Source organism: Pedobacter sp. MR2016-19, assembly GCF_014947265.1.
In the GTDB taxonomy this organism is placed as follows: domain Bacteria; phylum Bacteroidota; class Bacteroidia; order Sphingobacteriales; family Sphingobacteriaceae; genus Pedobacter.
The window spans coordinates 476,827-499,954 of the sequence record NZ_JADCNK010000002.1 but is presented as its reverse complement, the minus strand read 5'-3'; the positions used below and the strand labels follow the sequence as shown (position 1 = coordinate 499,954).

General features: G+C 36.8%; 18 protein-coding genes, 5 tRNA genes and 1 pseudogene. 1 reads left to right on the top strand and 23 read right to left on the bottom strand.

All coding sequences use genetic code 11. The features are described from left to right. Positions 1-88: 88 nt before the first annotated feature. The 21 genes and pseudogenes from rpoC to rpsU all read right to left on the bottom strand — a co-directional run bounded on the left by rpoC (position 89) and on the right by rpsU (position 19,585). Positions 89-4,375: a DNA-directed RNA polymerase subunit beta' gene (gene rpoC / locus IM793_RS04490; RefSeq protein WP_193419908.1), complete on the bottom strand. Its 4,287-nt coding sequence runs from the start codon at positions 4,373-4,375 to the stop codon at positions 89-91. An 87-nt stretch (positions 4,376-4,462) separates the two neighbouring features. Beyond that, a complete protein-coding gene (rpoB, locus tag IM793_RS04485; protein ID WP_193419907.1) occupies positions 4,463-8,266 on the bottom strand; it encodes a DNA-directed RNA polymerase subunit beta in 3,804 nt (1,267 codons plus the stop codon). A 156-nt stretch (positions 8,267-8,422) separates the two neighbouring features. Next, the gene (gene rplL / locus IM793_RS04480) at positions 8,423-8,800 is read right to left on the bottom strand and encodes a 50S ribosomal protein L7/L12 (protein ID WP_029279312.1); all 378 of its coding nucleotides are present in this window, start codon (positions 8,798-8,800) and stop codon (positions 8,423-8,425) included. 64 nt (positions 8,801-8,864) lie between these two features. Then, positions 8,865-9,386, bottom strand: coding sequence for a 50S ribosomal protein L10 (rplJ, locus tag IM793_RS04475; protein WP_108200815.1), 522 nt, complete (start codon positions 9,384-9,386; stop codon positions 8,865-8,867). A gap of 2 nt (positions 9,387-9,388) precedes the next feature. Then, positions 9,389-10,087, bottom strand: coding sequence for a 50S ribosomal protein L1 (gene rplA, locus IM793_RS04470; protein ID WP_116250007.1), 699 nt, complete (start codon positions 10,085-10,087; stop codon positions 9,389-9,391). Positions 10,088-10,107: 20 nt separating this feature from the next. Beyond that, positions 10,108-10,551, bottom strand: a complete 444-nt coding sequence (gene rplK / locus IM793_RS04465; protein WP_010601094.1) for a 50S ribosomal protein L11 — start codon at positions 10,549-10,551, stop codon at positions 10,108-10,110. A gap of 302 nt (positions 10,552-10,853) precedes the next feature. Continuing rightward, a pseudogene (locus IM793_RS04460) lies at positions 10,854-10,985 on the bottom strand (transcription termination/antitermination protein NusG); the annotation flags it as partial. 776 nt (positions 10,986-11,761) lie between these two features. Next, positions 11,762-12,238 carry a hypothetical protein gene (locus IM793_RS04455; protein ID WP_193419906.1) on the bottom strand — a complete coding sequence of 159 codons (477 nt, stop codon included), beginning with the start codon at positions 12,236-12,238 and terminating at the stop codon, positions 11,762-11,764. Positions 12,239-12,314: 76 nt separating this feature from the next. Next, entirely contained in the window at positions 12,315-12,788 is a 474-nt protein-coding gene (locus IM793_RS04450) for a hypothetical protein (RefSeq protein WP_193419905.1), read from the bottom strand. A gap of 4 nt (positions 12,789-12,792) precedes the next feature. After that, the gene (locus tag IM793_RS04445; RefSeq protein ID WP_193419904.1) at positions 12,793-14,304 is read right to left on the bottom strand and encodes a hypothetical protein; all 1,512 of its coding nucleotides are present in this window, start codon (positions 14,302-14,304) and stop codon (positions 12,793-12,795) included. Positions 14,305-14,468: 164 nt separating this feature from the next. Continuing rightward, entirely contained in the window at positions 14,469-15,008 is a 540-nt protein-coding gene (gene nusG, locus IM793_RS04440) for a transcription termination/antitermination protein NusG (RefSeq protein ID WP_025143263.1), read from the bottom strand. 9 nt (positions 15,009-15,017) lie between these two features. Then, positions 15,018-15,215, bottom strand: a complete 198-nt coding sequence (gene secE / locus IM793_RS04435) for a preprotein translocase subunit SecE (protein ID WP_025143264.1) — start codon at positions 15,213-15,215, stop codon at positions 15,018-15,020. 109 nt (positions 15,216-15,324) lie between these two features. Beyond that, positions 15,325-15,395, bottom strand: a tRNA-Trp gene (locus IM793_RS04430). 82 nt (positions 15,396-15,477) lie between these two features. After that, complete coding sequence (gene tuf / locus IM793_RS04425) at positions 15,478-16,665, bottom strand: elongation factor Tu (RefSeq protein ID WP_057932476.1); 1,188 nt, start codon at positions 16,663-16,665, stop codon at positions 15,478-15,480. Positions 16,666-16,791: 126 nt separating this feature from the next. Beyond that, positions 16,792-16,863: transfer RNA gene (locus IM793_RS04420), tRNA-Thr, on the bottom strand. 79 nt (positions 16,864-16,942) lie between these two features. Beyond that, positions 16,943-17,018, bottom strand: a tRNA-Gly gene (locus tag IM793_RS04415). A gap of 81 nt (positions 17,019-17,099) precedes the next feature. Continuing rightward, a tRNA-Tyr gene (locus tag IM793_RS04410) sits at positions 17,100-17,182 on the bottom strand. Between the two features lie 39 nt (positions 17,183-17,221). Beyond that, positions 17,222-17,294, bottom strand: a tRNA-Thr gene (locus IM793_RS04405). Positions 17,295-17,985: 691 nt separating this feature from the next. After that, complete coding sequence (hpf, locus tag IM793_RS04400; protein ID WP_025143266.1) at positions 17,986-18,333, bottom strand: ribosome hibernation-promoting factor, HPF/YfiA family; 348 nt, start codon at positions 18,331-18,333, stop codon at positions 17,986-17,988. A gap of 14 nt (positions 18,334-18,347) precedes the next feature. Then, on the bottom strand, positions 18,348-19,229 hold the full coding sequence (locus IM793_RS04395) for a tyrosine-type recombinase/integrase (protein ID WP_193419903.1): 882 nt from the start codon (positions 19,227-19,229) through the stop codon (positions 18,348-18,350). Between the two features lie 161 nt (positions 19,230-19,390). Continuing rightward, positions 19,391-19,585 (bottom strand): 30S ribosomal protein S21, encoded by a 195-nt coding sequence (gene rpsU, locus IM793_RS04390; protein WP_025143268.1) that lies wholly within the window; start codon positions 19,583-19,585, stop codon positions 19,391-19,393. Between the two features lie 164 nt (positions 19,586-19,749). On the opposite strand from rpsU, the gene IM793_RS04385 reads away from it, so the two are divergent. Continuing rightward, the gene (locus IM793_RS04385) at positions 19,750-20,136 is read left to right on the top strand and encodes a hypothetical protein (protein WP_193419902.1); all 387 of its coding nucleotides are present in this window, start codon (positions 19,750-19,752) and stop codon (positions 20,134-20,136) included. A gap of 88 nt (positions 20,137-20,224) precedes the next feature. Here IM793_RS04385 and IM793_RS04380 read toward each other — a convergent pair whose 3' ends face one another. Then, positions 20,225-20,398: a DUF6496 domain-containing protein gene (locus IM793_RS04380; RefSeq protein ID WP_193419901.1), complete on the bottom strand. Its 174-nt coding sequence runs from the start codon at positions 20,396-20,398 to the stop codon at positions 20,225-20,227. 284 nt (positions 20,399-20,682) lie between these two features. Beyond that, a complete protein-coding gene (locus tag IM793_RS04375) occupies positions 20,683-21,837 on the bottom strand; it encodes an acyl-CoA dehydrogenase family protein (protein WP_193419900.1) in 1,155 nt (384 codons plus the stop codon). Positions 21,838-23,128 lie beyond the last annotated feature (1,291 nt).

The window sequence follows — 23,128 nt, the reverse complement described above, 5'->3', positions numbered from 1 at the left end:
GATCTTTACAGTTGGAAGGAAAATACTGATTATAAAAAAGGGCTACACCAATTTAATGGTGCAGCCCTTTCAAAAAAAATTAATTTTATTAAGCTTCTACTTCTTCTTGTTTCGAAGCTAATAATTTATCGTATTCTTCCTGAGAACCAACGATGATTCTTTCGTAACCACGTACACCAGTACCTGAAGGGATTAAGTGACCAACGATCACGTTTTCTTTCAAGCCTAACATATTATCGCGTTTACCTGCAATAGCTGCCTCATTTAATACTTTCGTAGTTTCCTGGAACGAAGCCGCAGAAATGAACGATTTAGTACCTAATGATGCACGTGTAATACCTTGTAAGATAGAACTTGCAGTTGCTGGTCTTGCATCTCTAACCGTGATCTGTTTTAAATCTTTACGTTTTAATTGAGAATTTTCGTCTCTTAATTTACGTAATGAAACAATCTGACCTGGTTTGATTTCTGTCGAATCACCTGCATCTTCAACCACTTTCTTGTCGTACATCGCATCGTTCTCGTCAGCAAAATCCCAACGGTCAACAGCATTGTTTTCTAAGAAAATAGTATCACCCGGATCTTCAATGTGAACTTTCTGCATCATCTGGTGAACAATTACCTCGAAGTGCTTATCGTTAATTTTCACACCTTGTAAACGGTAAACCTCTTGAATACCATTTACTAAGTATTCCTGAACCGCTGCAGGGCCTTTAATTGATAAGATATCCGCAGGAGAAATTGAACCATCTGATAACGGCATACCCGCTTTCACAAAGTCATTATCCTGTACAAGGATGTGTTTAGACAATGGAACCAGGTATTTTTTAACTTCACCATCTTTCGATTCGATTGTGATTTCACGGTTACCACGTTTAACGCCACCTAAAGTTACCACACCATCAATCTCAGTTACTACAGCTGGGTTAGATGGGTTACGTGCTTCAAATAATTCCGTTACACGAGGTAAACCACCTGTAATATCCCGGGTTTTACCAGTTGCACGAGGAATCTTAGCGATAATCTGACCAGTTTGGATGGCTTCACCTTCATCAACTGAAACGTGGGCACCCACCGGAATGTTATAACCTTTGATGAATTCACCTTTCTTATCAACAATCTGAACCGAAGGGTTTTTCGTTTTATCACGTGTATCGATAATTACTTTTTCACGGTGACCAGTTTGCTCATCTGATTCTTCACGGAAGGTTACACCTTCAATAATGGCATCAAATTGTGCTTTACCGGCAAATTCTGATAGAATAACCGCGTTGTACGGATCCCATGAACAGATTTTATCACCTTTAGTAAGTTTATCACCTTCTTTTACGAACAAGAATGCACCGTAAGGAATGTTGTTGGTTACAATGATACGTCCGGTTCCTGGTTCAACAATTTTGAACTCACCTGAACGACCCAATACCACCTGAACTGTTCCTTCTTCTGTTTGCGTATCAACAGTACGGATATTTTCGAATTCGATTACACCATCAAACTTAGCTACGATGTTAGATTCTGCAGCAATGTTTGATGCAGTACCACCCACGTGGAAAGTACGAAGTGTTAACTGTGTACCCGGCTCACCGATTGATTGTGCTGCAATTACACCAACTGCCTCACCTCTTTGAACACGTTTACCAGATGCCAGGTTACGACCGTAACATAATGCGCAAACACCACGTTTGTTCTCACAAGTTAATACCGAACGGATTTCGATACCTTCTAATGGAGACTCTTCGATCAGTTTAGCAACATCTTCGTTGATATCTTCGCCTGCACTTACTAACAATTTGTTATCCAAAGGATTATAAACATCATGTAATGAAGTACGGCCTAAAATCCTGTCGTATAATGGCTCAACAATATCTTCCTGATCTTTCAACGCAGTTGTGTACATACCTCTTAAAGTACCACAATCAACTGAGTTAACAATCATATCCTGTGCAACATCATGTAAACGACGGGTTAAGTAACCCGCATCAGCTGTTTTTAACGCCGTATCCGCCAAACCTTTACGCGCACCGTGAGTAGAGATAAAGTACTCTAATACCGATAAGCCTTCTTTAAAGTTTGATAAGATCGGGTTTTCAATGATATCACCACCTGAACCAGATTTTTGAGGTTTTGCCATCAAACCACGCATTCCGCAAAGCTGACGAATCTGCTCTTTAGATCCACGTGCACCTGAATCAAGCATCATGTAAACTGAGTTAAAACCTTGGTTATCTGACGATAACTGAGTCATAACGAAAGTAGTTAACCTGTTGTTGATACGGGTCCAGATATCGATAATCTGGTTGTAACGCTCGTTGTTGGTAATGAAACCCATGTTATAGTTGTTTCTTACCTCTTCAACTTCTGCAGCTGCCTGTTCTAGTAAAGTATGTTTTTCTACCGGAATGTTTACGTCTTGTAAGTTGAACGATAAACCTCCCTGGAATGCCATACGGAATCCTAATTCTTTGATATCATCTAAGAACTGAGAAGCACGTGCCATACCCGTCATTTTAACTACCTCACCGATAATATCTCTTAACGATTTTTTAGTTAATAACTCATTGATATAACCAACTTCTTCTGGAACCATTTGGTTGAATAATACTCTACCAACAGTTGTTTCAGTTAATTTATTAACGATCGAACCATCATTTTGCTTCACATTTACCCTTACTTTGATAAATGCATGCAAGTCTAATTCTTTCTCGTTATAAGCAATAATAACTTCTTCCGGAGAATAGAAATTCGAATCCTGTCCTTTTACAACTCTGGTTTCATCTGTTCTACGGCCTTTAGTAATATAATAAAGACCCAAAACCATATCCTGTGATGGTACTGTAATTGGCGTACCATTTGCAGGGTTTAAGATGTTATGTGCGGCCAACATCAATACCTGGGCTTCCAAAATTGCTGCGTTACCTAAAGGTAAGTGGACAGCCATCTGGTCACCATCAAAATCGGCGTTGAATGCAGTACAAACTAACGGGTGTAACTGGATTGCTTTTCCTTCAATTAATTTTGGCTGGAAAGCCTGAATACCTAATCTGTGTAGCGTAGGTGCACGGTTTAATAATACCGGGTGACCTTTTAATACATTTTCTAAGATATCCCAAACTAATGGATCTTTTCTATCAACGATTTTCTTAGCAGATTTAACTGTTTTTACCACACCACGCTCAATCATCTTACGAATAATGAACGGTTTGTAAAGCTCAGCAGCCATATCTTTAGGAATACCGCATTCGTGTAATTTAAGGCTAGGCCCTACAACAATTACCGAACGAGCTGAATAATCCACACGTTTACCTAATAAATTCTGACGGAAACGACCTTGTTTACCTTTCAGGATATCTGAAAGTGATTTCAAAGCACGGTTACCTTCAGTTTTAACCGCGTTAACTTTACGTGAGTTATCGAATAACGAATCTACAGCTTCCTGTAACATACGTTTCTCGTTACGTAAAATTACCTCTGGTGCTTTAATCTCGATCAAACGTTTTAAACGGTTGTTACGGATAATTACACGACGGTATAAATCATTTAAATCGGAAGTAGCGAAACGGCCACCTTCTAATGGCACTAACGGACGTAATTCTGGTGGAATAACCGGAACGATTTTAACAATCATCCACTCAGGGCGATTCTCAATACGTGTATTAGCACCACGGAAAGCTTCAACAACCTGAAGACGTTTTAAAGCCTCATTTTTACGTTGTTGAGAAGTTTCGTTAGCTGCCTGGTGACGTAAATCATAAGATAAAGTATCTAAATCAATACGTTTTAATAAATCTTCTAATGCTTCAGCACCCATTTTGGCGATGAATTTATTAGGATCTTTATCGTCTAGGTATTGGTTTTCCTTAGGTAATTTATCTAAGATATCTAAATATTCTTCTTCCGTTAAGAAGTCCATATAGTTGATACCTTCTTCAGCCATTAAGCCTGATTGAATAACTACGTAACGCTCGTAATAGATAATTAAATCTAATTTTTTAGTAGGTAAACCTAATAAATAACCGATTTTGTTTGGTAAAGAGCGGAAGTACCAGATGTGTGCAACAGGAACCACTAAAGCAATGTGTCCCATACGCTCACGACGTACTTTTTTCTCCGTTACTTCAACACCACAACGATCGCAAACAATACCTTTATAACGGATACGTTTGTATTTACCGCAATGACATTCGTAATCTTTTACCGGACCAAAAATACGCTCACAGAACAAACCATCACGCTCAGGTTTGTAAGTACGGTAGTTAATGGTTTCTGGTTTCAACACCTCACCGCTTGAGCGTTCCAAAATAATTTCTGGAGACGATAAGCTAATCGTGATTGATGTGAAATTGCTTTTTAATTTATTATCCTTTTTGTAAGACATATCTTTTTGTTTTTAGTAGCAAGTACTTAGTATCAAGTATCGAGATTGAATTAACCTTCTTGATACTCGATACTTTATACTTAATACTTAGTCTAACGTAATATCTAAACCTAATCCGCGTAACTCATGTACCAATACGTTGAACGATTCTGGTACACCTGGCGTTGGTAGGTTCTCACCTTTAACAATGGCTTCGTAAGTTTTGGCTCTTCCGATTACATCATCCGATTTAACGGTTAAGATCTCCTGAAGAATATTAGCTGCACCGAATGCCTCTAATGCCCAAACCTCCATCTCACCAAAACGCTGACCACCGAACTGGGCTTTACCACCCAATGGTTGTTGTGTAATTAATGAGTATGGTCCGATTGAACGGGCGTGCATCTTATCATCAACCATGTGACCTAATTTCAACATGTAGATAATACCTACAGTTGTAGTCTGATCGAAACGCTCACCTGTTAAACCATTGTATAAGTAGGTTTTTCCTGAAGCAGGAACTCCTGCTTTAGCGATCCATTCTTCTACTTCTTGGTGGGTAGCTCCATCAAAAATCGGTGTTGCAAATTTAACACCTAATTCCTGGCCTGCCCAAGCTAAAATAGTTTCGTAGATCTGACCAAGGTTCATACGCGAAGGTACACCCAGTGGGTTCAACACGATATCAACCGGAGTACCATCAGCTAAGAAAGGCATATCTTCATCACGTACAATACGTGCAACAATACCTTTGTTACCGTGGCGACCCGCCATTTTATCACCTACTTTTAATTTACGTTTTTTAGCTACATAAACTTTTGCCATCTGTACGATTCCTGAAGGAAGCTCATCACCTACACTGATCGCGAATTTATCGCGTTTGTAAGCACCAAGTTCTTCGTTAACACGGATACCGTAGTTGTGAAGCAACATTTTAATCATCTCGTTTTTGTCGTCATCAGTTGTCCATTTGTTAGGACTAATGTGAGCAAATTCAAGTTCAGCTAAAATTTTCTGAGTAAATTTAGCGCCTTTAGCAACTAATAATTCTTTGTAAATGTTAAATACACCCTGAGATGTTTTTCCGTTTACGATAGTGAATAATTTGTCAACTAATTCTGCTTTTAATTTCTCAGTGATATTATTATATCCTTTGTCTAATTTCTCAATTGCTGATTTCTCTTCAGCTTTTGTAGTTTTCTTAGCACGGCTGAATAATTTAGTATCAATTACCACACCCTGGATTGAAGGAGGAGTTTTTAAAGACGCATCTTTAACATCACCTGCTTTATCACCAAAAATTGCACGTAGTAATTTCTCTTCCGGTGAAGGATCAGATTCTCCTTTTGGAGTGATCTTACCAATTAAAATATCACCTTCTTTTACATCAGCACCAATACGGATAATACCGTTTTCATCAAGGTCTTTAGTAGCCTCTTCAGAAACGTTCGGGATATCTGGTGTTAATTCCTCTTCTCCACGTTTAGTATCACGTACTTCTAATTCAAACTCTTCAATATGCAATGAAGTGAAAACGTCATCACGAACAATACGCTCGTTGATTACAATCGCATCCTCAAAGTTGAAACCTTGCCAAGGCATGAATGCCACTTTTAAGTTTCTACCCAATGCCAATTCACCATTTTCAGTTGCATAACCTTCGCAAAGCACTTGTCCTTTAGTAACTTTCTGACCTTTCTTAACGATTGGTTTTAAGTTAATACAAGTATTCTGGTTGGTTTTTTTGAATTTAATTAAACGGTAAGTTTTGCTATCACCTTCAAATGAAACTAAACGATCATCTTCGTTACGCTCATATTTAATGGTAATTTCATTAGCATCAACATATTCTACAACACCGTCACCTTCTGCGTTGATCAAAGTTCTTGAGTCACGTGCAACGCGACCTTCTAAACCTGTACCTACAATTGGTGCTTCAGGACGTAATAATGGTACGGCCTGACGTTGCATGTTCGATCCCATCAAAGCCCTGTTCGCATCATCATGTTCTAAGAACGGAATTAACGAAGCAGCGATTGAAGTAATCTGGTTAGGCGCAACGTCCATTAAGTCTAATTTCTCAGGCTCAATAATCGGGAAGTCACCCTCATAACGCGCTTTAACACGTGGCGTGGTAAAGTTACCTTTATCATCATACTCTGCATTAGCCTGAGCAATGGTTTTACCATCTTCATCTTCTGCAGATAAATAAATAACGTCTGAATCTACAACTACTTTACCATCTTCAACACGTTTGTATGGTGTTTCAATGAAACCTAAATTGTTGATTTTTGCATGCACACAAAGTGATGAAATCAAACCAATGTTTGGTCCCTCTGGAGTTTCAATAGTACATAAACGACCATAGTGAGTATAGTGAACGTCACGTACCTCGAAACCGGCACGCTCACGTGATAAACCACCTGGACCTAAAGCCGATAAACGGCGTTTGTGTGTGATCTCTGCCAATGGATTCGTTTGATCCATGAACTGAGATAACTGGTTAGTACCAAAGAAAGAGTTGATCACTGATGATAACGTACGGGCGTTAATCAAATCAGTTGGGGTAAACACCTCGTTATCGCGAATATTCATACGCTCACGGATTGTTCTGGCCATACGGGCTAAACCAACACCAAATTGTGCGTACAATTGCTCACCTACCGTACGTACACGACGGTTAGACAAGTGATCGATATCATCTACCTCTTCTTTTGAGTTGATCAATTTGATCAGGTATTTCACAATTGCAATAATATCTGCTTTTGTTAATACTTTAACCTCATCAGGTGTATTCATTTTCAATTTACGGTTGATGCGGTAACGACCAACATCACCTAAATCGTAACGTTTATCCGAGAAGAATAAACGATCAATGATACCACGGGCTGTTTCCTCATCAGGTGGTTCTGCGTTACGCAAAGCACGATAGATGTTTTCTACAGCTTCTTTTTCTGAGTTTGATGTATCTTTCTGTAATGTATTATATATAATGGTATAATCTGCCTGACTTGCGCCATCTTCTTTAGATAAGATGATGCTTTTTACGCCAGCTTCGATAACCATATCAATGTGTTCGTCTTCTAAAACGGTTTCTCTTTCAAGAATCACTTCATTACGGTCGATAGAAACTACCTCACCGGTATCTTCATCAACAAAATCTTCAACCCATTTTTTCAATACTCTTGCAGCCAGTTTACGACCGATGTATTTCTTTAAACCTGATTTACTAACTTTTACTTCGTCAGCAAGATCAAAAAGTTCTAAGATGTCCTTATCAGAATCGTAACCGATAGCACGTAATAAAGTGGTAACCGGGAATTTTTTCTTACGATCGATATACGCATACATTACGTTATTAACGTCTGTAGCGAACTCGATCCATGAACCTTTGAAAGGAATAACACGTGCAGAATACAATTTGGTTCCATTTGTGTGACGGCTTTGACCGAAGAACACACCTGGAGAACGGTGTAATTGCGAAACGATAACACGTTCTGCACCGTTGATAACAAACGTACCTTTTGGTGTCATATACGGGATAGTACCTAAGTACACATCCTGGATAATGGTTTCAAAATCTTCATGTTCTACATCATTACAAGAAAGCTTCAGCTTTGCTTTTAATGGAACATTGTAGGTTAATCCACGCTCAATACACTCGTGTATATCGTAACGTGGCGGATCAACAAAATAATCAAGAAACTCTAATACGAAGATATTTCTTGAATCTGTTATTGGAAAGTTTTCAGCAAACACTTTAAACAAACCTTCGCTAGAGCGATCGTCTGATGTGGTATCTATCTGGAAAAATTCTCTGAATGATTGCAATTGCACATCCAGAAAATCCGGATAGTCTATAATGTGCTTACTAGTTGCAAAATTTACTCTTTGTTCGACTGTCTTTGCCAATGGACTAAAAGATTTTAGTTTAAGAATAAACTATTTGTTTGGTTTCGTTCTAACCATGCTCATTAACCAAACAAAATGAGATGTTTATAAACAGGTAAAGACACCGACATTTTCAGTCGGTGTCTGATACATTTTTAGCTTAGCTAAGTTAAGTGATTACTTAATCTCAACTACTGCTCCAGCTTCTTCTAATTGTTTTTTAAGAGCTTCTGCTTCGTCTTTAGTAACACCAGCTTTTAATTCTTTTGGTGCTCCGTCTACTAAGTCTTTTGCTTCTTTCAAACCAAGGCCAGTTAAGTCTTTAACAAGTTTCACAACTGCTAATTTAGCGCCACCAGCTTCTTTTAAGATAACATCAAATGATGTTTTTTCTGCAGCAGCAGCAGGTGCATCACCACCAGCAGCAGGACCAGCAACTACAGCAGCAGCTGCAGGCTCGATACCATACTCGTCTTTTAAGATTTGAGCTAATTCGTTAACTTCTTTAACGGTTAAGTTTACTAATTGCTCAGCAAACGATTTTAAATCTGCCATTTTATTAAGATTTTAAAAATTTACGTAAAAATAATTTTGTTTTATTGCGAACTTAAGGTGTTCGTTAACCTTCTCTCTCTTGTAGAGTTTTAACAATTCCTGCAATTTTGCCTCCGCTTGATTTAAGCGCAGATATAACATTCTTAGCTGGTGATTGTAATAATCCAACGATATCTCCGATAAGCTCTTCTCTTGATTTCAAGCTTACTAAGTTATTCAATTGGTCATCGCCAACGTATACTGATGAATCTATAAATGCTGCTTTAAGCAATGGTTTATCAGATGTTCTTCTCAAAGCTTTAATCAACTTAGCCGGAGCGTTTGCTGTTTTTGAGAATAATAATGATGATGAACCTTTAAGGGCTTCGTATATCTCAGAAGCATCGCCATCTAAACCTTCAATCGCTTTGCGGATTAAAGAGTTTTTAGCTACTTTCATGATGATATCACCTTCGAAACATTTGCGACGGATGTTATTAATCTGCTCAACAGAAAGGCTAGAGGTATCAGCAATATAGAAATTGCCATACTCTTGCATTTGTCCTTGTAGTTCTAAAACTACTTCGTTTTTTTCTTCTCTGTTCATGATTAAATCCCCGCTACTGATTTTGTTTCAATTGCAATTCCAGGACTCATTGTAGAAGACACGTGAATGCTCTTAAAATAAGTTCCTTTAGCAGCAGATGGTTTTAATTTTGAAATTACCTGAATGATTTCAAGTGCATTCTCATAAATTTTATCTGCTGGGAATGATACTTTCCCTATTGAAGCGTGTATAATACCGCTTTTGTCTACTTTAAAATCAATCTTACCTGCTTTAACCTCTGTTACAGCTTTACCAACTTCGTTAGTTACTGTACCAGATTTTGGATTTGGCATTAAGTTCCTTGGACCTAAAACGCGGCCTAATTTACCTACTTTTGCCATACAAGCTGGTGTTGTGATAATAATGTCTACATCGGTCCAACCACCTTCAATTTTAGCCACATATTCGTCTAAACCTACGAAGTCTGCGCCGGCTGCTCTTGCTTCTTCTTCCTTATCAGGAGTTACCAAAGCTAAAACACGAACAGTTTTACCTGTACCGTGTGGTAAAGTAGCAATACCACGTACCATTTGATTCGCTTTACGCGGATCAACACCTAAAGATACATCAATATCAACTGACGCATCGAATTTAGTGGTAGTGATTTCTTTTACCAAAGCAGCAGCAGCCTGTAAAGTATAAGCTTTACCAGCTTCTATTTTAGCGTGTGCCTTTTTTTGATTTTTAGTTAATTTCGCCACTGTTGTAAACTGTTTTTTAATTAATTGTTCCAGGGTGCGTCACCAGAAACGGTGATTCCCATACTGCGTGCTGTTCCAGCAACCATACTCATTGCAGATTCGATTGTAAATGCATTTAAATCAGGCATTTTATCCTCAGCAATAACTTTAATCTGGTCCCAGGTCACCGACCCAACTTTTTTACGGTTAGGCTCAGCAGAACCACTCTGTAATTTAGTAGCATCTTTTAACTGGATAGCTACCGGAGGGGTTTTGATGATGAAATCGAATGACTTATCAGCATAAACAGTAATTACAACTGGCAATACTTTACCTGCTTTATCTTGGGTACGAGCGTTGTACTGTTTGCAAAACTCCATAATGTTCACCCCTTTAGCACCTAATGCAGGTCCTACTGGTGGCGATGGATTTGCCGCTCCGCCTTTGATCTGTAATTTGATCATTGCACTGACTTCTTTTGCCATTTTGTGTTTTTTGTTTATTTAAAACTCAATGTTAAATATTGGAAGCATGTAACATTTAATTCCTTGTAGCTCCTATAAAGCTTAAAGGACTGCAAAGATATGGATTAACTTACAGTAAAACAATAGTATTGATAAAAATTAATTTATGCACTACTTTTTAAGAATCATTCAGATCAAAAATTTACTAATCTTCTATTTAACGGGTGAAGCTCAGAGTTATTACCAGTTACTTAGTATCATTTTAATTGCTTGTACGGCAAAAAAACCGATATTAGAGGCTTTTTCATATTTTAATGTTGTTGTTATTCTTTTTCCACCTGCATGTAGTTAAGCTCAAGCGGTGTTTTACGACCAAAGATTTTAACCATCACTTTCAGCTTTTTCTTCTCTTCGTTAACCTCTTCGATAATACCTGAGAAACCATTGAAAGATCCGTGCATTACTTTGATGCCTTTCAAGGTTAATTGATATGCCTGATAAAGCCAAAAACAATTGGTTGGTGCAAAACAATAGGCTTAGATGAGTTTATTATTGGATATAGTTTTTCAACTTGTCTGAGCAAGCCAAAACCATAGTCCAACATTCCATCCTCCCTGTTATAGTGGTACAATGTTAAAACAACTATTCTATTTGCATATTCCTTAAAAAGGGATGGTTATGGATTTGAACAACTTTACTTTTCGGTCGTCTAACATAAAAATGTCATGAACCTCAGAATCTATTTTATCAGAAAAGTAAAGCGTGTCTATTAAGCCCTTATCATTAAACTAAATACCCATGCTATAAATATAGGCTTGATTTTTTTTGCATCAAAAAGTCTATCGGATGTGCTTTTAAACAAATAATGTTCTATTACCTTCTTGAATGATGGCTTTTTCTCTTGAGCCTGGCAGATTGAAAAGCTAAGACTTAAAAGTATGAGTATATTTCTTCGCATATTGATTTTGATTAAGGTGTGCAATAAGTTCCTAATTTATTTGCTATAGTCTTAGATTTGTGACGATTGTTAATATCTACAATTTGAGTACGCTGATTGGTAGTTAGTTTAGAAGTATAAAGCGTCGTGTTCTGTAAGCCTCCCCAACTTAATCCCAAAACTTCTTCTGTACTATCAATAAATCGAAAAATGAGGTTTGCTTTAAACCACCCCATGACAATGCCCAAGCATCAGTATCTAATAAATTAGGAAATACACTTTTAAGTGAGGGTTTTAATCTACATCCGTTACAAACCAGAAGCTTATAGGCTTACATAATACAACACGCTTATTTTTGAATTTATTTACATTCGGAAATAGCCCTCCCCATTCACGCAATAAAGTTTGCTGATTACTTATATATTGATCATTTAGATTCAATGCCATTACAGGTATGTTAACAACACAATTTTTATAGCGACTAAAAAATGCTTTTTCAGAAATAATTGATTTTTTAATTCTATTTATATCCATTGCATCTTTTAATTCTACATCTTCGGTTTTAGAAAAATAAATGGAGTCTATCTTTCCTAATTTATTAACAGATGCAATTATAGAAAATATAAATGCTTTTTTTATAAAAGGGTAATCCATATAGGCATCTTTGAAACCAATACCGAGTTTCAAATTCTGTTTTGATAAATCGATGATCTGCGCATAACAAATTTGAGTTATTGATAATAGCAACCCAGCTAATAATATCTTTTTCATTATTATTTTAGTTTAAACCAATTATAGAATTAGTTACAATAGCTACCCAATTTATCATATCTATCTTTATCGCATTCTAATTGTAATCTATTGTATAGTAACTACTCAAAGTTTTACACAATACAGTACGCCTACTTCTAAATTTTCTAACTTCAGGAAATAATGTAGACCATTCTTTCAATAATTCATTTTGAAAACTGATAAATTGGTCATTCAAATTAATAATCATTACAGGAGCTATAATAACACAATTTGTATACCTTTTAAAAAAAATAGTCTTTGACATGATAGTGGCTTTTATTTTCCCAAGGTTTATTGCCTTTCCCAAATCTATATTCTCGGTTTTGGAAAAATAAATAGAATCAATATTGCCCAATTTATTCACGGCAATGTTGATAGAATATATAAAGGCTTTTCTAGGTATTAAATTATTCAGATACTCGTCCGTAACACTTATTGGTAATCCCAATTTCGATATATCAAGCATTTGTGCGTAGGAAAAGTGTACTAACGATAGAAATATAACGATTGTAAATAATAATTTTTTCATAATTTTAGTTATTACAGTAGGTTCCCAGTTTATCATATCTATCCTTATCACTATATTTCATTAGTGTTTCGCCTATCAATATTTTATTGGCTTCACTCAATAAATCGAAAAATGAGGTTTGTTTTAAACCACCCCATGATAATGCCCAGGCATCTCCCTCTGATAAATTGGGGAACACGCTTTTAAGCGATGTAGTTAGCTGATTAACATAGTTCTGCGCCATGTACTCATGTTGTGGTGGTATAAGTATTTTACCCGTTGGCGATTGGGGAAATAATTTACGCAATTCCGCATGTAACATTTCATGGTATATAGTAGCTACTGCATATTGCTCTGACCTATTGCCAGCTACATCGGTATTAAAGGTTATGGTTGAGGTCATGATTCCATTAGCATCAGGTTCTGTTCTTGATCTTGCGTCAAGGTTAGAGTTATTAAGCGAACCATCTGCAAATACTACATTATAATTTTTATTACTCCCAAAAGCATTATAAAAAAGCGTTTTTATTTCATTAACAGCATTTTTTGCTAATGCCAATGTTAGAGCATTTTTAATACATGCATTTTTAACACTGTCAATAATATCTTTAGGGCATTCTGTTTTACCTGTCGTCCCTCCAATGCATCCGCATTTTGGGTCATTATATGCTGAGCCATTAGCCACTCCGGCACAGTCGTAGTTAGGAGGATCAGTCGGTGTGCCATTACCACCAGGGCCTCCTGGAGGAGGCTCAAATCCACCACCGCCACCTCCATCACTACCTGTACACATCAATAAATATTCATAGCCCTTTACATAGGGCACACAGTGCATATAACCAGATACTCCTGTACAACTTTCTCCATAAATTGCCGTAGGCATATAATCGCAGGTTACAGGAGAATTCATCATCACTTTGCCATTGCCATATAATTTTAGATTCAAATTCTTCAATTTTGCATTCATAGCAACCTTTATTTCATTCTCACTCGCTACCTTTATTTTCCTTTCTACACGCCCATTCTCATAACCCCAACCATTAACCAGTACCCCATTAAGATTAAAATAAAAAATGTCTCCACTAAAATCATCCATCTTCTTGTATCGAGTTTCTACAGCTGCCTTTTCTTCAGTTTTCGAAACGGTAGACATGTAACAGGCTTTCGTAATTTGTCCTGTTTTATTATCCTTAAATACCAGCAGCTTAATGTTGCTCTTTTTAACAGCCAATTCTTGTTCTTTTATGTTTATATCAGGATTGGCTTGAAAAATCCCCTCGGGATTCTTTAACTTGATTTCAAAAATAGTTTCAGTTTCCTGTACATTTATATAAATGTCTTCCAGATTCGGTTGCATTGATGCAAACCGGTTGTTTTTGCTATGATCCAGGTTCTTTTGTACCCAAGAACTGATAGATACAATATCGCGATTTTCTGTCGTATTATCTTTCTTACAGGAATAGATTATGGTTATTGCCATTAGCAATATCGCTAAAGTAAGCACACATTGCTTTACTGAGAGATGGAGTTTTCCCATTATTAATTTAGATTTAATAAATTAAATAACATGATATATGAGCAAGACTAATATAGCAATAATCTTAAAATTACAAACAAATAATACAATAATGTATCGAAAAAATTAAAGCATAAAAAAGCCCGGAAAAATTTCCGGGCTCTCTAAATATTTCAATAATTTTCTTACTCTTTTTCTACTTGCATGTAGTTAAGCTCAAGTGGTGTTTTACGGCCAAAGATTTTAACCATTACTTTCAGTTTTTTCTTCTCTTCGTTTACCTCTTCGATAATACCTGAGAAACCATTGAAAGGTCCGTCCATAACTTTAATACCTTCGCCAACGTAGTAAGGCACATTCATGGTTTCGCCCTGTTCGCTCATTTCATCAACCACACCTAAAATACGGTTAACTTCTGCCTGGCGCATTGGAATTGGATTACCGGCTTTATCACCTAAGAAACCAATAACGCTATTAATTCCTTTAATGATGTGCTCTAACTCACCATCAAGAGTAGCTTCGATTAAAACATAACCTGGATAAAAGTTACGCTCTTTAGCAATTTTTTTACCATCTTTCATTTGGTAATATTTTTCCATTGGTATTAAAACCTGAGGAACCAAATGAGAGAAACCTAAACGGCTGATCTCAGCATCAATGTACTGTTTTACTTTCTTTTCTTTACCGCTAACAGCCCTTACAACGTACCACTTTAGATCGCTCATTAGTAAATATTAATTAGAAAGTGATTTATAAAAAGTATCTAACACAAATGTAGATCCTTTATCCATTGCAAAAATAACCAATGCAATAATTAAAGAAGCCACTAATACAAGAATTGCAGAACTTTGCAGTTCGCCCCAAGTAGGCCATGTAACCTTATTGGTCATTTCATCGTACGATTCTTTTATAAACTCAACTACTTTAGCCATATTTAATTTATTGAATGACTGAATGAGTAAATGAGTGAATGATAATATCCGAAAGTAAACTTTCAAATTCAATCATTCACTCATTCAATTACTCAACCATTGTTTTGAGCACGGGAACAAGGATTCGAACCCTGATCAAAGGTTTTGGAGACCTCTATTCTACCGTTGAACTATTCCCGTATTTAGAAAGCAAAGTACTTAAGTGAACTCAAGTACTTTGCTTTCAGTTATTTACCTGAAGCCCCTTAAGGGGTTTGGGGTTTTATTTTAAAATTTCAGTTACCTGACCAGCACCTACTGTTCTACCACCTTCACGGATAGCGAAACGTAGACCTTTTTCCATTGCGATAGCGTTGATCAACTTTACAGTGATGGTAACGTTATCACCTGGCATTACCATCTCAGTACCTTCAGCTAGTGAAATCTCACCAGTAACATCTGTAGTACGGAAATAGAATTGAGGACGGTATTTGTTGAAGAATGGCGTGTGACGACCACCTTCTGCTTTTGATAATACATAGATCTCAGCTTTGAAATCAGTGTGAGGAGTTACTGAACCTGGTTTACAGATTACCATACCACGACGGATATCAGTTTTCTCAATACCACGTAACAATAAACCTACGTTATCACCAGCTTCACCATAATCTAAGATCTTACGGAACATCTCAACACCAGTAACTGTAGATTTTAAGTTCTCAGCACCCATACCTAAGATTTCAACAGGATCTCCAGAGTTGATTACACCACGCTCAATACGACCAGTTGCTACAGTACCACGACCAGTGATCGAGAATACATCTTCAACAGGCATTAAGAATGGAAGATCAGTTAAACGTGGAGGAATTGGAATGTAGCTATCAACAGCATCCATTAATTCCATAATTTTTGCTACCCATTTAGCATCTCCGTTCAAACCACCTAAAGCAGAACCTTGAATAACAGGAATATCATCACCAGGGAAATCGTAGAACGATAATAATTCACGAACTTCCATTTCTACTAATTCTAATAATTCAGGATCATCAACCATATCCACTTTATTCATGAATACAACCAATGAAGGAACACCAACCTGACGAGCCAATAAGATGTGCTCACGAGTTTGTGGCATTGGACCATCAGTAGCAGCAACAACGATAATAGCACCATCCATTTGAGCCGCACCTGTAACCATGTTTTTAACATAATCCGCGTGACCTGGACAATCTACGTGTGCGTAGTGACGGTTTGCAGTTGAATACTCAACGTGCGCAGTATTAATAGTAATACCTCTTTCTTTTTCCTCTGGAGCAGAGTCAATTGAATCGAATGAACGTGCCTCAGATAAACCTGCATCAGCTAAAACTTTTGTAATAGCTGCTGTTAAAGTTGTTTTACCGTGATCGACGTGACCGATTGTACCGATGTTTAAGTGCGGTTTACTACGGTCAAATTTTTCTTTTGCCATTTTATTTATAACTAATTAGTAGGTTAACTTTTTATTAATTTTTATTTATTGTTTTATTGCAATGCAACACAAAAAACCTTGTCTACACTGCATATTAAACAGATTTAACAAAGCTTTATTATCCTGAGCCAACTATGGGAATTGAACCCATGACCTCTTCCTTACCAAGGAAGTGCTCTACCGCTGAGCTAAGTCGGCTTTTTAGTTTCCAGTTCCAGCCTTTAGTTTTAACTATATCAAAACTGTTACCGATAACTGCCCACTTTCTAATTTTTATTGGAGCGGAAGACGAGGTTCGAACTCGCGACCTATAGCTTGGAAGGCTATCGCTCTACCAACTGAGCTACTTCCGCTTTTAAAAATCAGTGATTGATTGAATGAAAGAATGAGAGAATTATTCCATCATTAAAACATTTGGTCATTCATTTAAAGTGTGGGGAGAGAAGGATTCGAACCTTCGAAATCTTGCGATAACAGAGTTACAGTCTGTCCCATTTGGCCGCTCTGGAATCTCCCCATTTTTTACTTCAAAATGTTAACACTTTAAAATAAAAAGAGCCTCCTATCGGAATCGAACCAATGACCTACTGATTACAAGTCAGTTGCTCTACCAGCTGAGCTAAGGAGGCTTTAAATTTTGTGCAATGATACGAAAAATCTTCATTTTTCATACTATTAACGTGTTTTTTTAAAACTTTTATCTTTTTAAAGAACAACCCTTTTCTTCTTAGCGTAACGCCGTTTCCGAAAGGGAATGCAAATATACACACTTATATTTCACTTCAAAATAAATTTGAAAAAAATAATGAAGTTATTTTAGTTAGTGCTCATCATACACCTGAAGGAGCTTAATAATCAATCTCTTAAAATTGAATATTTTTTTATGCCTGTTGTCCTTATAAACATGATTACGATCTATAATCACAATAATCAATAGAAAATAACAAATGTATTAATCTCAATAAAAGTTAAAATTTATATCATAAGGCCGATTTTTTCACGGAGAATTGCTTAGAAAATTAAAATTGGTTTATAGAAATTGCACGAATAGCTTCCGATTTCTTTAAATTATATGAAGAAACTAATATAAAAAAAGTCGTCATCTCGACTGAAGCGCAGCGAAACGGAGAGATCTAAATAAAAAGTATTCTCAAGATAGACCTCTCGGCTACGTTACACTCCGCTCGAGATGACGCCGCCAAAGGGAATTATCTTTTTAATTTTTCATAGATTGACGGTAACCTGGAAAGTTATCACCAAAACAAAAAGGCGGCACATTTAATTGTACCGACCATTTGCATTATACTTTTTTGTGCTTTACTAATAGTCAGCGGCTTCGCTCTCACTTAAAATTGCTTTATGCTCACTTAATTTTGCACGTGTTTTATCTTTATGTTTCGTAATCTGCTTCCTTAACGATTCGATGGCCAGATCTGTGGCTTCTTCAAATGATTTACATTGTTCTTTAGCGAAGAGGGTACCTCCTGGTACAATCAGTTTTATCTCACTAATTTTATTCGCCTCGTCCTCTACGTTCTCTAACTTTAAATACACTTCTCCGCTAATGATCTGGTCAAAAAACTGATCAAGCTTATTTGCTTTCTTCTGTATAAAATCTAACAACTTACTGTCTGCACTGAAGTGGATTGATTGAACTCCGATTTTCATTTTTCCTCCTTTTTTTACGCCTTTGGATGGGCTTGTTTATAAATTGTTTTTAATCTTTCGATCGAATTGTGGGTGTAAACCTGGGTTGCTGCTAAACTGGCATGGCCCAAAAGTTCTTTAATCGCATTTAAATCTGCTCCTGCATTTAACAGGCTAGTGGCATAGCTATGCCGCAACACGTGGGGACTTTTCTTTTCATTGGTTGATACATGGTTTAGGTATGAGGTAACAATACGGTATATTAATTTCGGATATGCCGCTGCACCTGTATTGGTAACGATTAATATAAGCAAATTGTTATTAAAGTTTTGCAACTTTTTTAGGTCAATATACATATTTACCTGATTGATAAGCTGTTTATTTACTGGAATAATTCTTTCTTTATTCCTTTTACCCAGCACCTTTATCGTTCCTGAATACAGATCAATATCAGTATCTTTTAATTGCAACAGTTCAGCTAAACGAATACCAGTTCCAAAAAGTAGTTCGATGACCAAATGATCGCGAATGGAAGGAAAACTTTCATCGAAATATTGCTCCGAATCCAGCAAATGATCCATTTTCTGCGCATCTATAAACACAGGCAGCCTTTTAGGTATTTTTGGCGCCTTAATTAAAACAGCAGGATTTTGATCAATCGCTCCGGTTCGATGTAAAAATTTATAAAAGCTCCGTAAAACAGATATTTTTCTGTTAATGGTGTTTTCTGAATTTTCCTTTTCCATTAACTCAACCAGGTAACTGCGCAGGTGAGTATGTTTTACTTCAGGAAAATCCAGTTCTAATGCCTTAATAAATACTTCAAACTGATCTAAATCTACCTGATAAGAGGTAACGGTATGTGGAGAATAGCGCTTCTCGTGAGTTAAATAGGTGATAAAACTTTTTAGCAACATTCAATATCTTTTTGCGGGGCATTGATATGAAGTTACAAATAGTTTTGATATAAAGAAATCATTAATTAATCGTTTATTAAAATGTTTTTGATTTCTTTTTTAAAAGAAAAGTCCTTCCAATTTAACATCGGAAGGACTTTTTGTATTTATATCGTGAACAACTAAGAAGTTGTATCTAGATTCATGTTCTGAATGTAAACAGCATGTTTAATTTCAGTACGGCGAGCAACGGATTTTTTCTCGTATGCCTGGCGACTACGTAGTTCTCTCAATACACCAGTTTTTTCAAACTTTTTCTTGAAACGTTTAAGGGCTTTATCTAATGATTCGCCGTCTTTAATGTTGATAATGATCATAACGCTGAAATACCTCCTCTCGTGGTTTTTAAATTTCCCGTGTTATCGGGGCTGCAAATGTAAGCAAAATATTGAAAACGAGAAAGATTTATAAAAAGAATTTTTATTTAAATCATTAGTAGAACTTATGTGTTGTTTAGCTACATTTATATATAAAATCATATATGACAACAGGTAAAAAAGTAGGTTCAATTATCGCAGTTATAGTTGTTATCGCATTAATCGCAATTTGTTACTACCGTTATTTCTTTGTTTTTGGTGAAGGTGTTAAAGCAGGAGAGTTAAACTATGTAGTAAAAAAAGGCTATGTATTTAAAACCTATGAAGGCAAATTAATTCAAAGCGGAATAAAATCCCGGCAAACAGGAACGCTGCAGAACAACGAATTCGAATTCTCTATCGCTAACCAGGAAATTGCTGAAAAAATGATGGCCAACAGTGGTAAGTTTTTCGAATTACACTATAAAGAATATAAACATTCCCTACCATGGCGAGGATTTAGCGTTTATGTGGTTGACAGCATTTTAACATCAAAAGATTTACCGCAATAAGCTTAGAGCGAAAAATTCAAAGACTAAAGTTCTGGGAAGATAGTTTAGGCACCACACCTATTTGCCTTGGTCTTTAGTCTTTAAGCTTTTAACCTTTCTTAGGTACTTTTGCCCCTTCTTTTTTGGCTTCGGATAGCCCAATAGCAATTGCCTGCTTTTTGGATGTCACTTTTTTACCCGATCCGCTCTTAAGCTTACCTTCTTTCATTTCGTGCATGGTTTTTTCTACTTTCTCACCAGCTTTTTCTGAATAGTTTGCCATATTTTTAGTCCATTAGTCAATTGTTCATTAGTTAGTATGTTTAATAGGTTAACTGACGCCAAACGCCCCACTCCAAACCCAATTAGTCTTTAGTCTTTAGTCTTTAGTCTTTAGTCTTTAGTCAAAACACCGGCAATTGAAAGTTAGTTTTGAAAATTTTAAAACAAAAAATCCGGAGGTAGTTAAACCATCCGGATTACTCATAATATATTTGGCTTATTGTATATAAGGTTGAAGGCGTAAGGCTTAGGGTATAAGGTTCAACGTATATAGCCCTAAACCTTCTACCTTGATAAAATTTCTCTGGCAATTACAATCTTTTGTATCTCTGATGTTCCCTCGCCTATCGTACACAACTTACTATCGCGATAAAATTTCTCAACCGGAAAGTCTTTGGTATAACCATAACCGCCAAATATTTGAACTGCTTCGGTTGCTACTCTTACCGAAACCTCTGAGGCGAAATATTTCGCCATGGCCGATTCTTTTGTCATAGGTAAATGCCTGTTTTTTAAATCTGCTGCCTGGCGGATCAATAATTCGGCTGCTTCAATCTCTGTAGCCATATCAGCCAGTTTGAAACTAATGGCCTGAAAGCTGGAGATGGGCTGACCAAACTGCTGGCGCTGTTTTGAATAAGCTACTGCTGCATCAAAAGCACCTTTTGCAATTCCTAAAGCCAATGCGGCAATAGAAATGCGTCCGCCATCTAAAACTTTCATGGCCTGTTTAAAACCCTCACCAACATTGCCCAATAAATTGGCTTTCGGTACACGGCAATTGTCAAAAATCATTTCTGTGGTTTCTGATGCGCGCATGCCTAGTTTATTTTCTTTTTTCCCTGCCGTAAAACCAGGTGTACCGCGTTCTACCACAATGGCCGAAATCCCTTTCGAGCTCCCCTGCTCCCCTGTTCTTACCATCACAACTGCTACATCTCCGCTTTTGCCATGGGTAATCCAGTTTTTTGCGCCGTTTATAATGTAATCGTCGCCATCTTCAACAGCAGTGGTCATCATCCTTAAGGCATCCGAACCTGTGTTTGCTTCGGTTAAACCCCAGGCACCAATCCACTCGGCAGTAGCCAGCTTTGGTAACCATCTTTGTTTCTGTTCTTCAGTTGCAAAGGCCAAAATATGGCCGGTACATAAAGAGTTGTGAGCGGCTAATGATAAGCCGATTGAACCGCAAACCCGCGCCACTTCTACAATCACATCAACATATTCCTGGTAGCCCAATCCGGAGCCTCCATATTCTTCGGGAACCAAAACGCCCATTAAGCCTAATTCTCCGAGCTGTTTAAACAATCCGACAGGAAAATGCTGTGCCTCATCCCATTCCATTATATTTGGACGAATGTTTTTCTCTGCAAAATCGCGGACCATGGCCTTTACGCTCTGCTGAGTTTCTGTTTCTGAAAAATCGAAGCTTACGCTCATTAAATTTATATTTTAAAGTTAGTTGAGGCAATTATAAACAATTATTTGATAGTTAGTTACCATTAAATATTTGTGCAATTACAGAATGAAATGGTATTCGGTTCAATTAGTTTATCGGTTAATTTTAAACCTTGAAATTACCGGGGAAAAATTTTTTTCTATTTTTTTACAACTTCAGCCGAATAAGCTTACATAATGGCGTTTTCGATTGAACGAGGATAAGGTATTAACAGTAGGAAGATCTTTAAACAAAAACAGCATGATGGATACTGAAACAAGTTCAGTATGACGGATCGCGTGAAAAATTAACTGAACAGAAAGCATCTTTGGCCAAAACAGATTTTTTTTTAAACCTTGCAAGCAATTAACTCCTATAACTAAACTGGAACAGAAAATGCATAAGTTTTAACCTGGCTATCTTTTTTTGGAAATCAGGTACAGAAGCGTTTAGCGTTATTCAGCCCTGCTCTCCACTTTACTCCGTTTCACTTCGTGTCGTTCCGATCAGGTTTAGGTGGCACGGCCGGCGCTATGATTTGGGGTTAACCAGCATTGCCCCTCCATAATTAAACCTGATTGAAACGAACACGAATCCCGGTTTAAGCACTTGTTTTTACTTTTATTGTGTGCTTACTTGTTTCTCAGGTTTTTAATCGGGTGAGTAAAGTATAAAGCAGGGCTTTCGGAACCGATTAGCACTGGTATTGCTTTCCAAATCACAATTAAAATTTTAGCTTTTAAGAGCATGTTTAAATTTTAATAACAAATATAAATGTCCATTTTCTCTCACACTGAGAGAAAATTATTTTATAAAATCAATATAAATGACAGTAGAATTTAATGGAAATAAATCTCCCCGAGGGATCGTCATTGCGAGTACCCATCAGGTCTGTGGTATAAAAAAATAGGAATGACATCCTATGTGCGCTTTCTAGCTTATTAGGTTTAAGATTTTGCATCCTGTAAAACTCATTGAGCTAAGATGTCTAAGGTGGTCGCAAAATTAAAGACTACGCTGTTTAATTAACCACCTTAGACACCTAAGAAAATCTAATTCATTAAATAATCCTTTAGGCTTTCACACCATATAAGAAATATAAGCTTATATGGTCCTTAAATGTCTTATATGGCCAAAACAAAAAACACTGAATATCAGTAGTTTACATGAATGTCATTATAAGAAGGCTTTTTCAGCCCGACGAAGCAATCTTTATAGCATGGATCACTGGATGATAGATTGCTTCGTCATTCCTTCTCGCAATGACGAATTTTTGGAGGCTGTCAATGATAG

Coding starts and splice junctions, on each gene's coding strand:
- IM793_RS04450 (WP_193419905.1), bottom strand. CDS start 12,788: ATGAAAAAATTATTATTTACAATCGTTATATTTCTATCGTTAGTACAC.
- rplL (WP_029279312.1), bottom strand. CDS start 8,800: ATGGCAGATTTAAAATCGTTTGCTGAGCAATTAGTAAACTTAACCGTT.
- rplK (WP_010601094.1), bottom strand. CDS start 10,551: ATGGCAAAAGAAGTCAGTGCAATGATCAAATTACAGATCAAAGGCGGA.
- IM793_RS04385 (WP_193419902.1), top strand. CDS start 19,750: ATGACAACAGGTAAAAAAGTAGGTTCAATTATCGCAGTTATAGTTGTT.
- secE (WP_025143264.1), bottom strand. CDS start 15,215: ATGGCTAAAGTAGTTGAGTTTATAAAAGAATCGTACGATGAAATGACC.
- rpsU (WP_025143268.1), bottom strand. CDS start 19,585: ATGATCATTATCAACATTAAAGACGGCGAATCATTAGATAAAGCCCTT.
- IM793_RS04455 (WP_193419906.1), bottom strand. CDS start 12,238: ATGAAAAAGATATTATTAGCTGGGTTGCTATTATCAATAACTCAAATT.
- IM793_RS04380 (WP_193419901.1), bottom strand. CDS start 20,398: ATGGCAAACTATTCAGAAAAAGCTGGTGAGAAAGTAGAAAAAACCATG.
- IM793_RS04375 (WP_193419900.1), bottom strand. CDS start 21,837: ATGAGCGTAAGCTTCGATTTTTCAGAAACAGAAACTCAGCAGAGCGTA.
- tuf (WP_057932476.1), bottom strand. CDS start 16,665: ATGGCAAAAGAAAAATTTGACCGTAGTAAACCGCACTTAAACATCGGT.
- nusG (WP_025143263.1), bottom strand. CDS start 15,008: ATGAGCGATCTAAAGTGGTACGTTGTAAGGGCTGTTAGCGGTAAAGAA.
- IM793_RS04395 (WP_193419903.1), bottom strand. CDS start 19,229: ATGTTGCTAAAAAGTTTTATCACCTATTTAACTCACGAGAAGCGCTAT.
- rpoC (WP_193419908.1), bottom strand. CDS start 4,375: ATGTCTTACAAAAAGGATAATAAATTAAAAAGCAATTTCACATCAATC.
- IM793_RS04445 (WP_193419904.1), bottom strand. CDS start 14,304: ATGGGAAAACTCCATCTCTCAGTAAAGCAATGTGTGCTTACTTTAGCG.
- hpf (WP_025143266.1), bottom strand. CDS start 18,333: ATGAAAATCGGAGTTCAATCAATCCACTTCAGTGCAGACAGTAAGTTG.
- rplJ (WP_108200815.1), bottom strand. CDS start 9,386: ATGAACAGAGAAGAAAAAAACGAAGTAGTTTTAGAACTACAAGGACAA.